Below are 14,450 nucleotides of genomic sequence, written 5' to 3'. Positions count from 1 at the left end.
AAGGAACAATTATGAAACAAAATCGGTCTCGTCAAGCACGGCAAAGATCAGATCCGGATGATTTCCACGTGTTCGGAACATTGGGCCGCGGTACTGTGCGGCGCGCGGCAGATCAGCGCGTCGGTTGCGGCCAAGGGCGAAAGCGCGCCACTGTCCTGCAGGTCGAGGGGGACGACGCCGTTCGCGGCCAGCCGCGCGCGGACGAATTCGGCGCGCTTTCCGGTGGGGGCGAGAGGAGCGGCCAGAATGGCGGGCTCGCGCCTGGGAAAAGGGTCTGCGGCGCCGAGGAGGACTCGCACGATGGGAAGCGCGAAGAGCGTCGCGGTCACGAAGGCCGAGGCGGGGTTGCCGGGCAGCCCGAGAATGACCTGCTTGCCGCGGGTCGCGATCATCAGCGGCTTTCCGGGCTTGATGGCCACGCGCCAGAAATCGATGCTGGCCCCGATCCGCTCCAGTGCCGGACGGACGAGATCGTGGTCCCCGACCGAAGCGCCGCCGGTGGTGATGACGAGGTCGGCATATTCGTGATCGGTCAGCGCAGCGGCGATCGCTTCCACGTCGTCCGCCACCGGCCCGGCGCCAAGCACCTCGCAAGGCATCCGGTCGAGCATCGCTGCCAGCATTGGCCCGTTGCTTGCCGAAATCTGACCTGCGCCCAACGGGTCGCCAGGCCTGACCAGTTCGTCGCCGCTGTCGATGATCGCGATCCGCGGGCGAACGTGCACACGCAAGATCGCGTGACCGGCGCTGATGGCGAGGGCGACACTGCCGGCGCGCAGTTCGGACCCTTTTGCAAGAATCCGGTCTTCGGCTGCGAAATCCAGACCGCTAGGTCTGATATGTCGCCCACGCGGATCGGGAAGATTGCCTGAAAAACAAATATTTGTTCCCTCTACCTCGCATTGCTCCTGAACTACGACCATGTCGCAGTCGGGCGGCACGATCGCTCCGGTCGAGATCCGCACGGCTTCGCCTGCGCCGACCTGTCCGCCAAACGGATGGCCCGCCGCGCTCTCTCCGACGATCCGCCATGGGCCCGAGCCATCGGACTGGCGAACCGCCCATCCGTCCATGGCCGAAAGGGGGAAGGCAGGCTGCGTCCGCGTCGCGATGAGATCGTCCGCCAGATAGCGGCCGAGCGCTTGCTCGAACGACACCTGTTCCACAGGTCCGGGGCCGACTAGCGCGATCAGCCTGCGCTGGGCTTCTTCCAGCGTGAGCAGCGTGCTCAAATCTCGATGCCTTCGCAGCCTTCGGCCCGCCAGCGCCCGGAATTGCCCCCGTCCTTGGCAAGGAGCCGGATCGTGCCGATGGTCATCGCCTTGTCGATCGCCTTAGCCATGTCGTAGATTGTGAGGAGTGTGATCGAAGCGGCTGTAATCGCTTCCATTTCCACTCCGGTCCTGGCCGATGTCGCGGCCATGGCCCGGACCCGGATGCCGTCTGCCTCGAACGTGAAGTCGACCGACACGGCGTCGATCGGGAGAGGGTGGCAGAGCGGGATGAGATCGCCCGTACGCTTGGCGGCAAGAATGCCGGCAATCCGCGCAGTGGCGATGACGTCGCCCTTTTGCACGGCGCCTGCCCTGATGGCATCCAGCGCCTCGGCCGACATGGCGATATGCCCTTCGGCCAGAGCCTTGCGGCGCGTCACGTCCTTGCCGCCGACATCGACCATGCGGGCGGCACCCTCTGCGTCGAGGTGGGTCAGGCGAGTCACGCCGCGCCTGTCAGCAGCTCGCGCGTCGCCATCTCGATATCGGGCCTGCGCATCAGGCTTTCGCCGACGAGGAAGGTGCGCACCCCGCTCCGCGACAAGCGTTCGCAGTCGGCGTGGCTGTTGATGCCGCTTTCGCCGACGAGCAGGGTTCCCTCCGGCGCAAGCGGCGCCAGCCGTTCGGTGTTCCCGAGATCGGTGACGAAGGTGCGCAAATCCCGGTTGTTGACCCCGATCAGGCGCGATCGCAGGCGGGCGGCGCGTTCCATTTCCGCCTCGTCGTGCACCTCCACCAGGACGTCCATGCCCCGCTCCGTTGCAGCAGCCTCGATCTCGGCCATCTGCGCGTCTTCGAGAGCGGCGACGATGATCAGGATGGCGTCGGCTCCGATGGCGCGCGCTTCGGCGACCTGCCAGGGATCGATCATGAAATCCTTGCGCAGCGCGGGCAGGGTAGAGGCCTGGCGCGCGGCGACGAGGTAGTCTTCGTGGCCCTGGAAATAAGGCGCGTCGGTCAGCACCGATAGGCAGGTCGCGCCCCCTGCGGCGTAGTCGCGCGCGTGGCTGGACGGATCGAAATCGGCCCGGATCAAGCCCTTGGAAGGCGACGCCTTCTTGATCTCCGCGATGAGCGCGAAGCCATCGGCCGCGGCAGCGCGCAGCCGTGCCTCGAACCCGCGAGGCGGTTCCTGCGAGAGCGCCGCTGCGTCAAGGTCAGACAGCGAGCGCGCTGCCTTGCGCAGGGCCACTTCGCCGCGCTTGGTGTCGCAGATCTCGATCAGCTTGTTCATAGCGGTGCCCTTACCGTCGCGATCCAGCAATCGAGGAGGGTATTGGCCAGCCCCTTGTCGATGGCCTCCGCCGCTTCCTCGGCGCCGCTGCGCAAGTCGTCCGCTTCGCCCGCGAGCCAAAGCGCCGCGGCGGCGTTGAGCACCACGGCGTCACGATAGGCGCCGGTCGCGCCGCGCAGCAGTTCGCGCAGCGCCGCGGCATTTTCGTCGGGATCGCCGCCGCGGATCGCCTCCAGCGGGTGCGAAGGCAGTCCGGCGTCCTGCGGCGAGAGCGTTTCGGGCAAATCGAACCCGATTCCGACGACCCGGCTCGGCCCGGCGATGGAGAGTTCATCGAGCCCTTCCATGCCCGAAACGACCAGCGCGCGTTCCGCGCCGAGAAAGCGGAGCGCATCGGCATAGAGCGGCACCAGCGCCGGGCTGGCAACACCGACGAGCTGGCGGCGAACCTGTGCCGGGTTGGCGAGCGGCCCCATCAGGTTGAAGATCGTGCGGCGGCCCAGTTCGCGGCGGATCGGCGCGATGCGGGCGAGCGCCGGGTGATGGCTCTGCGCAAAGAGAAACGCGATGCCGAGATCGGGCAGGGTCCGTTCGGCGAGGATTCCGGCCCGGGCAAGATCGAGGCCCAGTGCCTCCAGCGTGTCCGCGCCGCCCGCCTTGCTCGATGCCGCGCGGTTGCCGTGCTTGGCCACCGGGACGCCGCAGGCCGCCACGACCAGCGCCACGGCGGTCGAAACGTTGAGGCTGTGCTGCCCATCGCCGCCAGTGCCGCAGACGTCGATGGCGTTGGCGGGCGCGGCCACCGTCAGCATCCGGGCGCGCATGGCGCGAACCGCACCGGCGATCTCTTCCGCCGTTTCGCCCCGGTCCGCGATCTCGACCAGCAGGTCGGCGATTTCCTCGTCCGGCATGAAGCCGTCGAGCATGCGCCCGAACAGCGCCTCGGTCTCGGCCAGCGAATAGCTCATGCCGGCACGCGCGCGTCGATGCCGCAGATGCGCAGGAAGTTGGCGATCATCGCGTGGCCGTGCTGGGTGGCGATGGATTCGGGATGGAATTGCACGCCGTGGATCGGCAGTTCGACATGGCGGAAGCCCATCGCGTGGGTGCCGTCGTCGTCGGGGCGCGGGGTGGTAGCGTTGACGTGCAGGACATCGGGCACGTCCTCCACCACGAGGCTGTGGTAGCGCGTCGCCATGAACGGCGAGGGCAGCCCGGCGAAGACGCCCGTGCCATCGTGATCGACCGGGCTGGTCTTGCCGTGCATCAGGCCGCCGCGAACGACCTTGCCGCCAAAGGCCTGTCCGATGGACTGGTGGCCGAGGCACACGCCGAGCAGCGGCTTGCCCGCATCGGCGCAGGCGGAGACGAGATCGAGGCTGATGCCCGCTTCGTTCGGCGTGCAGGGTCCGGGCGAGATCAGGTATCCCGCCGCGTCGCCGCGCACCGCCTCTGCCGCCGAAATCGCGTCGTTGCGCACGACATCGACCGTGGCCCCCATCTCCATCAGGTAATGGACCAGGTTCCAGGTGAAGCTGTCGTAGTTGTCGATGACCAGGATTTTGCCGCTCATGGCTTTGCCTTTGCCGGTTTGGTGACGACGATCAAGGGGCCAAGCGGGGGTCCGCCGTCCCGCCGCCCGATTTCCGGCGCCCAGAGCTGCGAAACCGCGCCGTCGAGGTAGAGAGCGTCGGGCGTTTTCGCGACGTCGCGGAAGAAGCGGCCGAATTTGCCGAAGCTGACGAGATCGTCGCTGATGACGAAATGGACATGGCCCGCGCGATCGACGCCCACGCCATTGCGGAAGTGGCGCGAGTCGCCGTCTTGCGCAAAATCCGGGTGCAGCTTGCCGCCGGTTAACAGTATCGGGCCCGATTGTGTCGCAAAGCCGGGATCTGCCTTGCCGGCCGCATAGGCTTCGGTCGTCTCGACGTGCCAGTCGGCGCCTGCCCCGTGGAAGACGCCGTTGGGCTGCAGGTGGAAGTTGCCGGGGCCGTCGTTGCGGTTGAGCGCCTTGACCTCGCGACCGTCGATGACCAGCAGGCCGATGGGTTCGCCGGCCTCGTCGAACATGCCCGCATTCATCGCGAGGATCACGCCGTCCTCCGGCTCCATCGCGGCCAGCTTCTCGAAATTGCGCAGCGGCTTGCCGTCCTCGCCGTCGAGCACGAGCGCAACGTCCGCCTCTTCCGGATCGACGGTGCAGTGCGTGAAGCGGCTCGCCTCGAACACTTCCTGAACGCAGGCCGTCGGGCTTGCGGCCGCGATCTCTTCACCGTTTGCGCCGCACGCAGCCAGCGCCAGCAGCGCCGGCGCGGCGAGGCGCTTCACTGGCCGAAGCCCGGTTCCTGCGCCACGCGCAACGCTTCTCGTGCGGCGGCGACCAGCGCGCCGGCCTTGGCTTCGCACTCGCGCTGTTCGTATTCGGGATCGCTGTCGGCGACGATGCCCGCGCCGGCCTGCATGTGCATGACCCCGTCCTTCACCACCGCGGTGCGTAGGACGATGCAGCTGTCGACCGAGCCGTCGGGCGAGAAATAGCCGACACCGCCCGCGTAGGCGCCGCGCGTCTCCGCCTCCAGCTCGGCGATGATCTGGCAGGCGCGGACCTTGGGCGCACCGCTGACGGTGCCCGCCGGAAAGCCCGCGAAAAGCGCGTCGATGGCGTCGCTGCCCTTGTCGAGCCGGCCCACGACGTTCGACACGATGTGCATGACGTGGCTGTAGTGCTCGACCATGTAGCTGTCGGTGACGCGCACGCTTCCTGCCTCTGCCACCCGGCCGACGTCGTTGCGGCCGAGATCGAGGAGCATGAGATGCTCGGCCCGTTCCTTGGGATCGGCCAGCAGGCTGTCGCGGTTGGCGCGGTCCTCCTCGGCATCCTTGCCGCGGGGGCGGGTGCCGGCGATGGGGCGGATGGTGACGTCGCCGTCCCGCACGCGCACGAGGATTTCGGGGCTCGACCCGATCAGCGCGAAACCGGGCAGGTCGAGGAAATAGAGGAAGGGCGAGGGGTTCACCCGCCGCAGCGCGCGATAGAGCGAGAGCGGCGGCAGCGGGAAGGGGGTCGAAAAGCGCTGCGCCAGCACGACCTGGAAGATGTCGCCCGCCGTGATGTAGTCCTTCGCCTTCAGCACCATCTCGCGATAGCGCCCGGGGGCGAGGTTGGGATTGAGCCTGGGCTCCGGCACCTCGGCGGCGATGGCCGACACCGGCATGCGCGCGGCGGCGAGGCGGGCGAGGCAATCCTCGATCCGCTCGCGCGCCCGCGCAACGCTGTCATCGGGCGAAGCCGCTCCCGGCCACACCGGGGCGACGCAGAAGAGCGCGTCCTTCAACCGGTCGAACACCAGCACCAGTGCGGGCCGCACGAAGAGCATGTCGGGAACGTCGAGCGGGTTCTGCGGCGGGCGGCCGATGCTCGGCTCGACGAGCGCGATGGTCTCGTAACCGAAGTAACCGACGAGGCAGGACAGTGCTGCGGGAAGCTGCGGCGGCACGTCGAAGCGGCACTCCTCGACCAGCGCGCGCAGGGCGGCCAGCGGATCGGCTTCGACCGGCGCGAAGCCTTCGCGGTCCGCGCGCCAGTCGCGGTTGATCTCTGCTTCCGCGCCGCGCGCGCGGAAGACCAGGTCGGGATCGAGGCCGAGCAGGCTGTAGCGCCCCCGGATTTCGCCGCCTTCGACCGATTCCAGCAGGAAATCGCCGCGGCCCGGCTCGATCAGCTTGACCGCCGCCGCCACCGGGGTGTCGCAATCGGCGACGACCTGACGCCAGACGACCGAGGCGCGCCCGGCTTCCAGCTCGGCCCGCGCCTTCGCATCGTGGGCGCGATCGGCCGACAGATCGGGTCGCGCAGCGGTGGTCGTGCCGGTCATCGCGGTGCCCCCCGTTCGGCCTCAGCGGTTGCCGGTCATCTGGTCGGTCACCGCCTTGATCGCGGTGTCGTTGCGCTTGACTCCGACGTGGGCGGCGATGGCCTTGGTCAGTTGCTCGCCCATCTCGCCGCCGATCGCCTGGCCGAGCTGGCGCCGGACGGCGAGGACGAGCGGATCGCCCTTGGCGATGGGCCTCGTCTCGATCGCATCGAGATCGACGATGATGAAGCCCAGGTTGCGCGGGCCTTCCATCTTCTTCGTCGTGCCCTTCGCCATCTGGAACATCAGCCCCAGCGCGGGCGGCACCGCGCCGCCACTGGCGGTCAGCGCTTGGCGGGTGGTGTTGACTTGGTCGACCGGGGGCATCTGCTTGCCCGCCAGCTTGATGGCCTCGGCCGGCGCCTGGCCCTTCTGGATCGCGGCAAGCACGCGGTCGGCGGCCTTGCTGGCGAGCTTGCCGCCTTCCTGCAGGCGATAGTCCCGCTCCAGAACCGGCTTCAGCGCGGCAAAGGGCGGCGGGGCCGAAGGCGTGACCTTGCCCGGCGCGAAGATGGCGTAGGACTTGCCATCGGACGAGGCCGCGATCTGCGGGTCGCCATCGGGGTCCATCGCGAAGACCGCCGGAACGAGCCGGGCAATCAGCGGCGAGGGCGCCGGGGCGTTGCCGAAGGGCCTGCCGTCGGCGAGCAGTTCGCCGCTCGTCTGCACTTGCGCGCCGAACGACTTGGCGATCTCGGCAAGGCTGGCCCCGCCGTTCAACTGTTCCTCGGCGGCGGCGGCGCGTTCGGCCAGCGCCTGGGTGCGCTTCTGGTCGTTGAGGAGGGTGGCGATCTCGCCGCGAACCGCGCTCAGCGGGCGTTCGGCGGTGCGGGTGATCGAATCGACGCGCATCAGGTACCAGCCGAGCGGACCGCGCACCGGCCCTGCGATGGCTCCCTGCGACGCGGCATAGACCGCTTGCGCCACCGCGGGCGAGGTCTTGGTGGCGAGATCGGCGCTGTCGGTCGCGGCGAGCTGCACGGTCGACAGGCCCTTGCCCGACGCCACCGCGGCCATCCGCGACGGATTGCCCAATTCGGCGAGCACGGCCTTGGCTCCCGCCTCGGTCGGCAGGACCAGCTGGGTCAGCGTGCGCGCCTCCTTGCCGGCGTACTGCGCCTTGTTCTTGTTGTAATAGGCGGCGATCTCGGCGTCGGTGGCGGCAACGTCGGCCACGCCCGAAAGGTCGATCAGTGCATATTGCACCGTGCGCCGTTCGGGCAGCGAATAGCGCGCCCGATTGGCGGAAAGGTACGATTGCAGGGCCGCGTCGGTCACCTTCACGTCACCGGCAAAGGCGGCGGACGGGATCAGCGCGATCGACCCGCGCCGCGTTTCGTTGAGCAGGCGGGCATATTGCGCGGCGACCTTTTCGGGCAGCGTCGTGCCGATCTGCGCGGGAACGAGCGTGACGCGCGCGGAAAGCCCCTGCTTCAGGTCTTCGCGCAGCAGCTTGTCCGAAATGCCGCGCTGGCGCAGCGCCGCCTCGTACATCTCCTGGCTGAACTTGCCGTCGGGCCCCTGGAACACGGGAATGTCCTTGAGTTCGCTGCCGATCAGCGATTCGCCGATGCGCAGACCTTCCTCGGTCGCGAAGGCGAAGACGGCGAGGCGCTCGATCATGGAATCGAGCACGCCGGTGTCGCCGCCGCCGGCGATGAACTGCTTCAGGGTGAGTTGCGGGTTCTCCTGCCGCTCCCGGTCGAACGCGCCGTTCAGCGTTTCGCGGTACGTGTTTGTGGAAATCTGCTCGTCACCGACCGTCGCGACGCGCTCGCCGCCGCCGATCCCGCCGAAACTGCCTCCGGTAATGTCGGCGCTGGCAAAGGCGAGCGCCATCAGGCCGACGAAGGCGAGGGCGACAAACACGCCGAGACGCGATTGGAAAAGCTTGCGAAAACCCTGGATCATGGTTCGACCGACCTGTGCGTGATGTGCGTGGCCGCGCCACCGCGCGACCCGTTTGCGCAGCGCTCTAAACGGCTAAGGGCGCGGCTGCAACCGATCGCGCCTTCCTGCTTTGACACTATCGCCCGCATGGGCTAGCCGCCGCCCGCCTGCCCGGCAACGGGACGGGCGCGACACGGGGCAACGAACGGACGGACATGGGCTCATGAGCCAGCGGTACTACATCGTCGGAAATTGGAAGATGAACGGTCTTCGTTCCGCCATGACCGAGGCGCGCGCGATCGATCGCGCGGCCCAGCGCCTGCCCAAGGTCGAAGTCGCTATCGCGCCGCCGGCCACCCTGATCGCCACGATGCGCGAAGGCGTGACCCATATCGGCGTCGGCGCACAGAACTGCCACATGGCGGAGAAGGGCGCGCACACCGGCGACCTGTCGGCGCAGATGCTGCGCGAAGCGGGGGCCGATTTCGTCATTGTCGGCCATTCCGAACGCCGCGCCGACCACCATGAGACCGACGCCGACGTGAAGGCCAAGGCCGAAGCGGCGCAGTCGATCGACATGGGCGTGATCCTGTGCTGCGGCGAAAGCGAGGCGGAGCGCGATTCGGGCGAGGCGGAGGAGATCGTGGCCCGCCAGCTCGCCGCGTCGCTGCCCGATGGCTGCCAGCGGTTGTCGGTCGCATACGAACCGATCTGGGCGATCGGCACCGGTCGCGTGCCGCAGGTGTCCGACGTCGCCGCGATGCACCGGCGCCTGCGCACGGTGCTGACCGACAAGTACGGCGATGCCGGCGCGGACGTGCGCATCCTTTACGGCGGGTCGGTCAAGGGCGACAATGCGGCCGAACTTCTCGCCGTGCCCGACGTGGGCGGCGCGCTGGTCGGCGGGGCGAGCCTGACCGCGGACGGCTTCGTGCCGATCATCGCCGCCGCGGCGGAACAGGACTGATCCTTCATCCGGGTTCGGGAACCGGGCGCAGGGCGTGACCGTCTCGTCCTGACTGCGCCTTGCACGCCCGAGGCCAAGGGGGTAAGGGCGGCGGCAATCGAACGCTTCTTGTTGGAAGAATAGCTGGTCATGTCGTTATTTCTGTTCCTGACGGTGGTGCAGGCGCTGGTTGCAGCCGCCCTCGTTGGTGTCGTGCTGATGCAGCGGTCCGAAGGCGGTGGCCTCGGCGTTGGCGGCAGCCCTTCGGGCCTGATGTCGGCCCGCGGCGCGGCCGACTTTCTGACCAGGGCGACGACGATCCTGGCGACGATCTTCGTCATCCTCTCGATCGCGCTGGCCGCGGTTTCGGTGAACACCACTTCGGGCAACAAGGTCGACACCTCGCTCGACCGCAGCCTTCCGGCTGCCGGCAACGATCCCCTTGCCCCGGCGCAGGGCCCGGCCCAGACCGATCCGCTCGGCCTGCCGCAGGCTCCGGCCGATGCGGCACCGACCGCACCCGCGGCTCCCGCCGGCGACGATCCCCTGGCCGGAGCGGCCGGGCAGTAAGGCGCGCGTCCCGACGGCGCGCGCAAATCGCGGCGCGCCGTCGCGGACGAAATTCGAGTTTCTGTGATAACAGGTGCCCGCCTCGCTTGCGGCAGGGCACCCTTATTGATTAAGGCACGACTCCCATGGCGCGGTACATTTTCATCACCGGCGGCGTGGTCTCCTCGCTCGGCAAGGGTCTCATGGCGGCAAGCCTCGCGGCATTGCTGCAGGCGCGCGGGTTCAAGGTCCGCATCCGCAAGTTCGATCCTTATCTGAACGTCGATCCGGGCACGATGAGCCCCTACCAGCACGGCGAGGTCTTCGTGACCGACGACGGCGCGGAAACCGATCTCGACCTCGGCCATTACGAGCGGTTCACCGGCGTTTCGGCGCACCAGGGCGACAACATCACGAGCGGCAGGATCTACCAGTCGATCATCGCCAAGGAGCGGCGCGGCGACTACCTCGGCGCGACGGTGCAGGTCATTCCGCACGTCACCGACGCCATCAAGCAGTTCGCGCTCGCCGATACCGAAGGACTGGATTTCGTCCTGTGCGAATTCGGCGGCACCGTCGGCGATATCGAGGGGCTTCCCTTCATCGAGGCGATCCGCCAGCTGCGCAACGAACTGCCGCGCGAGGATACCTGCGCCATCCACGTGACGCTGGTCCCCTACATCAAGGCGGCGGGCGAGCTGAAGACCAAGCCGACGCAGCACTCGGTGCGCGAGCTGACCTCGCTGGGCGTGCAGCCCGACGTGCTGCTCTGCCGCTGCGAACAGCCGCTGCCCGAAGGCGAGCGGCGCAAGATCGCGCAGTTCTGCAACGTGCGGCCCGAAGCCGTCATTCCCGCGCTGGACGCGAGCAGCATCTACGCCGTGCCGCTGCAGTATCATGCCGAGGGGCTGGACAGCGAAGTGCTGCGCCACTTCCGGCTGGACGCACCGCGACCCGACCTGTCGACATGGCACGATATCGTCGATCGCTACGAGAATCCCGAAAGCGAAGTGACGATCGCCGTCGTCGGCAAGTATGTCGGCCTGCCCGATGCCTACAAGTCGCTGAACGAGGCGCTGGTCCATGGCGGCATGGCCAACCGGGTCAAGGTGAAGATCAACTGGATCGACGCCGAACTTTTCGAGCAGGACGACAGCGACATCATCGCCCAGCTCGAACCGATGCACGGCATCCTCGTACCGGGCGGATTCGGTACGCGCGGCACCGAAGGCAAGATCGAGAGCGTGCGCTTCGCCCGCGAACGCGGCGTGCCGTTCCTCGGCATCTGCCTCGGCATGCAGATGGCCTGCATCGAAGGCGCGCGGAACACCGCCGGCATTGCCAGGGCCTCGTCCACCGAATTCGGCCCGACCGAAGAGCCGGTCGTCGGCATCATCACCGAGTGGATGACGAAGGAGGGGCTGGAACAGCGCGCCGCCGACGGCGATCTGGGCGGCACGATGCGGCTCGGCGCCTATGACGCTGCGCTTTCGGGCAATAGCCGCGCGGCCTCGCTTTACGGTTCGACCACGATTTCGGAGCGGCATCGCCACCGTTACGAGGTGAACGGTGCCTATAAGGACAGGCTGGAGCAGGGCGGCCTCATCTTTTCAGGCATGTCGCCCGATGGCCTGCTGCCCGAAATCGTCGAACGCCCCGATCATCCTTGGTTTATCGGCGTGCAGTTCCATCCCGAGCTGAAGAGCCGCCCGTTCGATCCGCACCCGCTGTTCGCCGGCTTCATCGGCGCCGCGCTGGAACAATCGCGCCTCGTCTGAGGATGCGTCCGCGCTGATCCGCGCGCGATTCCCGATCCGACGCGCTTAATCCGCATCTTGCGGGCGAATTTTCTTGCGCCCTGCGCGTCCTTTTTGCGATAGCCCGTTATGTGATTTGTTAATGCAGGGGGGCAGGACAAGATCGCAGGCGCTGTCGGGCATGCCGCTCGCAAAGCACTGATGGGCGGAACCCGGGTTAGGTTTCGAGCCGTTGCGAAAAGTTCGACCTCTTCGGCATCACGGTCCGCTTCGACCAGTAAAGGGCAGTTCTGGAGCAATCCTCGAACTGAATGATGCGAGGTCTGGGCCTACAAAGACTATCGTCGTTACTGGACGAAAGTGGTATGAGAGCTTGCTTCCCGGGGTGACTGTCTTTCTGCGACCCGGATGGTCATTCTAGGGGGCATGGCGGCGGATACGTCGCGGGGGCGAACTTCGGTTCGCCCCCGAATCACAAAACCAAAGGCCTCTGGCCAGACTGGCGCGCCCGATTTGTCGAGCGCGCCATTTCTTTGGCCGGATACCGCCCAGTAAGGTCAGGCCGCCTTGTCGGCGTCGCCTTCGACATCGACCACGGTCAGCGGCTTTGCGCCATTGATGGCGATCTTCTTCGGCTTCATCGCCTCGGGCACTTCGCGCTGAAGGTCGATCGAAAGCAGGCCGTCGGCGAGCTTCGCGTCCTTGACCAGGACGAAATCGGCCAGTTCGAAGCGACGTTCGAAGCCGCGCTGGGCGATGCCGACATGCAGGAATTCGCCGGTCTCCTGCTCCTCGCCCTTGCGACCGGTCACGATCAGCAGGTTCTGCTGCGCCGTGATGTCGATGTCCTCGGACTTGAAGCCGGCAACGGCCAGCGTGATGCGATACTGGTCATCGCCGCGACGCTCGATGTTGAAGGGCGGGTAGTTGTCGCCCTGGTTCGCCCGCGCGTTGTTCTCCAGAAGGTCGAACAGGCGGTCGAAGCCGACGGTGGTGCGGCGGTAGGGGGTAAAGTCCATGCGATTCATGTTGCAAATCCTCTTCTTCGAGCAATTCACGGCAGGATCGTCCTCCGGGCCCTGTCGGCACCCGGTCATCCTGCCCACGATATGGCGGCACACCCTTGCGGCATGTGTCGCCAGACATCATCTGGGAACACGACCAGGCCGGGTCAAGACCCCCGGTCCCCGCTATTGAAGGAGTGTCTGCGCGTGGCTGAAACCAATCCGGCGTCGCCCAAAGTCGAGATCTATACCCAGTTCGGCTGCCCCTATTGTCACCGGGCGGTGGCGCTGCTGCAATCCAAGGGCGTCGCGTTCACCGAGTACGACACGACGATGGACCGGGCCAAGCGTTCGGAGATGGTCGAGCGCAAGCCCGGCGCGCGGACCGTGCCGCAGATCTTCATCGACAATGTCGCCGTGGGCGGCAGCGACGAACTTTCCGCGCTGGACCGGGCGGGCAAGCTGGACCCGATGCTGGGCCTGTGAGCATTCGCCCATGACCACGCCCGAACCGGTCCGGATCGCACTCTACCAGGCGACCACCGGGATCGATCCGGCCCGCAACGCCGACGATCTCGTGGCCGCGGTGCGAGAGGCGCAGGCGGGCGGCGCCGGGATGCTGTTCACGCCGGAGATGTCGGGCCTGCTCGACCGCGACCGCGCGCGAGGCGCCCGTCACGTCGTGGCCGAAGGCGACAACCCCGTCCTGGCGCGAGTGCGGGATGCTGCGCGCGAGGCGGGTTTGTGGGTCGCTCTCGGCTCGCTGGCCATCCTGCGCGACGACGGGCGTTACGCCAACCGGTCGTTCCTGATCGATGCCGATGGCAAGGTCGTCGCGTCCTACGACAAGATGCACATGTTCGATGTCGATCTCGCAACAGGCGAAAGCTGGCGCGAATCGAATGCCTATGCTCCGGGAGACAGGATCGTGACCGCGGACAGCCCCGTCGGGCGGCTGGGCCTTGCGATCTGCTACGACCTGCGATTTCCGGCGCTGTTCGGCGCGCTGGGCGACAGGCGTTGCGATGCGATCGCGCTTCCGGCCTCGTTCACCGTGCCGACCGGAAAAGCCCATTGGCATGTCATGCTCCGCGCGCGCGCGATCGAGGCGAGCGCCTTCGTCATCGCGGCCGCGCAGGTCGGACAGCACGAGGACGGTCGCAGCACCTACGGCCATTCGCTGGTGGTCGATCCGTGGGGCGAGGTGCTGCTCGACATGGGCGGCGAGCGGCCGGGCGTCGGCTTTGCCGATATCGATCCGGCGCGAATCGGAGAGGTGAGGGGGCAGTTGCCCAGTCTTGCCAATCGCCGCAAAATTCCTACTTCGCCGGCCTGATGATCGTCTTCGACCTTTCCTGCCGCAGCGCCGGGCACCGTTTCGAGGGGTGGTTCCGCTCCTCGGAGGATTTTGCGCGCCAGCAGAACGACGGGCTGCTCTGCTGCCCCGAATGCGGATCGAGCGAGATCGAGAAGGCGGTCATGGCGCCGGCCGTGGGGCGCAAGGGGAACCAGATGCCCGTTGTGCGACCGGAGGCTGCAGCTGGTGAGCCGATCTCGCCCGCCGGCCATGCGCCCGATGGGCCGAGCGGGCAAGTCTCGACGATGACCCCGGACATGCGCCACGCGCTCGACACCCTCATCCGCCTGCAGAAGGCGGCGCTGGAGAGATCGACGTGGGTGGGCGCGGACTTTGCCGAACAGGCGCGGGCCATGCATTACGGCGAACGCGCCGCAGAGGCCATCCACGGCCAGGCCACGCACGAGGAGGTCGAGGACCTCATCGACGAAGGCGTCGAGATCGCCCCCCTGCCGTTTCCTGTGGCTCCGCCCGACATCGTCAATTGACGCGACCTTTATTGCCCGATTGTCTTTCGGCGAG

At 67.4% G+C, this 14,450-nt stretch carries 15 protein-coding genes; 6 read left to right on the top strand and 9 right to left on the bottom strand.

Annotated features, from left to right (window positions below; all coding sequences use genetic code 11):
* Positions 1-47 precede the first annotated feature (47 nt).
* From J2X37_RS12515 to J2X37_RS12480, 8 genes are read right to left on the bottom strand one after another with little or no spacing between them, the layout of a single operon-like run.
* A complete protein-coding gene (locus J2X37_RS12515; protein ID WP_310021764.1) occupies positions 48-1,232 on the bottom strand; it encodes a molybdopterin molybdotransferase MoeA in 1,185 nt (394 codons plus the stop codon).
* Positions 1,229-1,720, bottom strand: coding sequence for a cyclic pyranopterin monophosphate synthase MoaC (gene moaC / locus J2X37_RS12510; RefSeq protein ID WP_310021761.1), 492 nt, complete (start codon positions 1,718-1,720; stop codon positions 1,229-1,231). Before moaC ends, J2X37_RS12515 begins: the two co-directional genes overlap by 4 nt.
* Positions 1,717-2,508: an indole-3-glycerol phosphate synthase TrpC gene (trpC, locus tag J2X37_RS12505; RefSeq protein WP_310021758.1), complete on the bottom strand. Its 792-nt coding sequence runs from the start codon at positions 2,506-2,508 to the stop codon at positions 1,717-1,719. The genes moaC and trpC overlap by 4 nt, the downstream gene beginning before the upstream one ends.
* On the bottom strand, positions 2,505-3,476 hold the full coding sequence (gene trpD, locus J2X37_RS12500) for an anthranilate phosphoribosyltransferase (protein ID WP_310021755.1): 972 nt from the start codon (positions 3,474-3,476) through the stop codon (positions 2,505-2,507). Before trpD ends, trpC begins: the two co-directional genes overlap by 4 nt.
* Positions 3,473-4,081: an aminodeoxychorismate/anthranilate synthase component II gene (locus J2X37_RS12495; protein WP_310021753.1), complete on the bottom strand. Its 609-nt coding sequence runs from the start codon at positions 4,079-4,081 to the stop codon at positions 3,473-3,475. The genes trpD and J2X37_RS12495 overlap by 4 nt, the downstream gene beginning before the upstream one ends.
* Complete coding sequence (locus tag J2X37_RS12490; protein ID WP_310021751.1) at positions 4,078-4,839, bottom strand: phosphodiester glycosidase family protein; 762 nt, start codon at positions 4,837-4,839, stop codon at positions 4,078-4,080. Before J2X37_RS12490 ends, J2X37_RS12495 begins: the two co-directional genes overlap by 4 nt.
* Positions 4,836-6,386 carry an anthranilate synthase component I gene (trpE, locus tag J2X37_RS12485; RefSeq protein WP_310021748.1) on the bottom strand — a complete coding sequence of 517 codons (1,551 nt, stop codon included), beginning with the start codon at positions 6,384-6,386 and terminating at the stop codon, positions 4,836-4,838. The genes J2X37_RS12490 and trpE overlap by 4 nt, the downstream gene beginning before the upstream one ends.
* Positions 6,387-6,407: 21 nt before the next feature.
* On the bottom strand, positions 6,408-8,336 hold the full coding sequence (locus tag J2X37_RS12480) for a peptidyl-prolyl cis-trans isomerase (RefSeq protein ID WP_310021746.1): 1,929 nt from the start codon (positions 8,334-8,336) through the stop codon (positions 6,408-6,410).
* Between the two features lie 202 nt (positions 8,337-8,538).
* Here J2X37_RS12480 and tpiA point away from each other — a divergent pair, with 202 nt between their 5' ends.
* From tpiA to J2X37_RS12465, 3 genes are all read left to right on the top strand, one after another.
* Positions 8,539-9,282 (top strand): triose-phosphate isomerase, encoded by a 744-nt coding sequence (tpiA, locus tag J2X37_RS12475; RefSeq protein WP_310021744.1) that lies wholly within the window; start codon positions 8,539-8,541, stop codon positions 9,280-9,282.
* 129 nt (positions 9,283-9,411) lie between these two features.
* Complete coding sequence (gene secG / locus J2X37_RS12470) at positions 9,412-9,831, top strand: preprotein translocase subunit SecG (protein WP_310021742.1); 420 nt, start codon at positions 9,412-9,414, stop codon at positions 9,829-9,831.
* A 125-nt stretch (positions 9,832-9,956) separates the two neighbouring features.
* Complete coding sequence (locus J2X37_RS12465; protein ID WP_310021740.1) at positions 9,957-11,588, top strand: CTP synthase; 1,632 nt, start codon at positions 9,957-9,959, stop codon at positions 11,586-11,588.
* Positions 11,589-12,124: 536 nt separating this feature from the next.
* Here J2X37_RS12465 and J2X37_RS12460 read toward each other — a convergent pair.
* Entirely contained in the window at positions 12,125-12,595 is a 471-nt protein-coding gene (locus J2X37_RS12460; protein ID WP_310021737.1) for an Hsp20 family protein, read from the bottom strand.
* A gap of 183 nt (positions 12,596-12,778) precedes the next feature.
* Between J2X37_RS12460 and grxC the strand changes: the two genes are divergently transcribed.
* From grxC to J2X37_RS12445, 3 genes are read left to right on the top strand one after another with little or no spacing between them, the layout of a single operon-like run.
* A complete protein-coding gene (gene grxC / locus J2X37_RS12455) occupies positions 12,779-13,057 on the top strand; it encodes a glutaredoxin 3 (protein ID WP_310021734.1) in 279 nt (92 codons plus the stop codon).
* A gap of 10 nt (positions 13,058-13,067) precedes the next feature.
* Positions 13,068-13,907 carry a carbon-nitrogen hydrolase family protein gene (locus J2X37_RS12450; RefSeq protein ID WP_310021732.1) on the top strand — a complete coding sequence of 280 codons (840 nt, stop codon included), beginning with the start codon at positions 13,068-13,070 and terminating at the stop codon, positions 13,905-13,907.
* Positions 13,907-14,416, top strand: coding sequence for a DUF1178 family protein (locus J2X37_RS12445; RefSeq protein ID WP_310021730.1), 510 nt, complete (start codon positions 13,907-13,909; stop codon positions 14,414-14,416). Before J2X37_RS12450 ends, J2X37_RS12445 begins: the two co-directional genes overlap by 1 nt.
* Positions 14,417-14,450 lie beyond the last annotated feature (34 nt).

The sequence above is a fragment of the Croceicoccus sp. BE223 genome (assembly GCF_031457155.1).
Taxonomy (GTDB): domain Bacteria; phylum Pseudomonadota; class Alphaproteobacteria; order Sphingomonadales; family Sphingomonadaceae; genus Croceicoccus.
Note: the sequence above shows the minus strand (reverse complement) of the source record. Positions and strands in the feature narration are given on the sequence as shown.

Bases quoted from the DNA above. Each gene is read 5' to 3' on its own strand.
- trpD (WP_310021755.1), bottom strand. From the start codon at position 3,476: ATGAGCTATTCGCTGGCCGAGACCGAGGCGCTGTTCGGGCGCATGCTC.
- J2X37_RS12480 (WP_310021746.1), bottom strand. From the start codon at position 8,336: ATGATCCAGGGTTTTCGCAAGCTTTTCCAATCGCGTCTCGGCGTGTTT.
- trpC (WP_310021758.1), bottom strand. From the start codon at position 2,508: ATGAACAAGCTGATCGAGATCTGCGACACCAAGCGCGGCGAAGTGGCC.
- J2X37_RS12460 (WP_310021737.1), bottom strand. From the start codon at position 12,595: ATGAATCGCATGGACTTTACCCCCTACCGCCGCACCACCGTCGGCTTC.
- J2X37_RS12445 (WP_310021730.1), top strand. From the start codon at position 13,907: ATGATCGTCTTCGACCTTTCCTGCCGCAGCGCCGGGCACCGTTTCGAG.
- J2X37_RS12450 (WP_310021732.1), top strand. From the start codon at position 13,068: ATGACCACGCCCGAACCGGTCCGGATCGCACTCTACCAGGCGACCACC.
- tpiA (WP_310021744.1), top strand. From the start codon at position 8,539: ATGAGCCAGCGGTACTACATCGTCGGAAATTGGAAGATGAACGGTCTT.
- J2X37_RS12495 (WP_310021753.1), bottom strand. From the start codon at position 4,081: ATGAGCGGCAAAATCCTGGTCATCGACAACTACGACAGCTTCACCTGG.
- secG (WP_310021742.1), top strand. From the start codon at position 9,412: ATGTCGTTATTTCTGTTCCTGACGGTGGTGCAGGCGCTGGTTGCAGCC.
- trpE (WP_310021748.1), bottom strand. From the start codon at position 6,386: ATGACCGGCACGACCACCGCTGCGCGACCCGATCTGTCGGCCGATCGC.
- J2X37_RS12465 (WP_310021740.1), top strand. From the start codon at position 9,957: ATGGCGCGGTACATTTTCATCACCGGCGGCGTGGTCTCCTCGCTCGGC.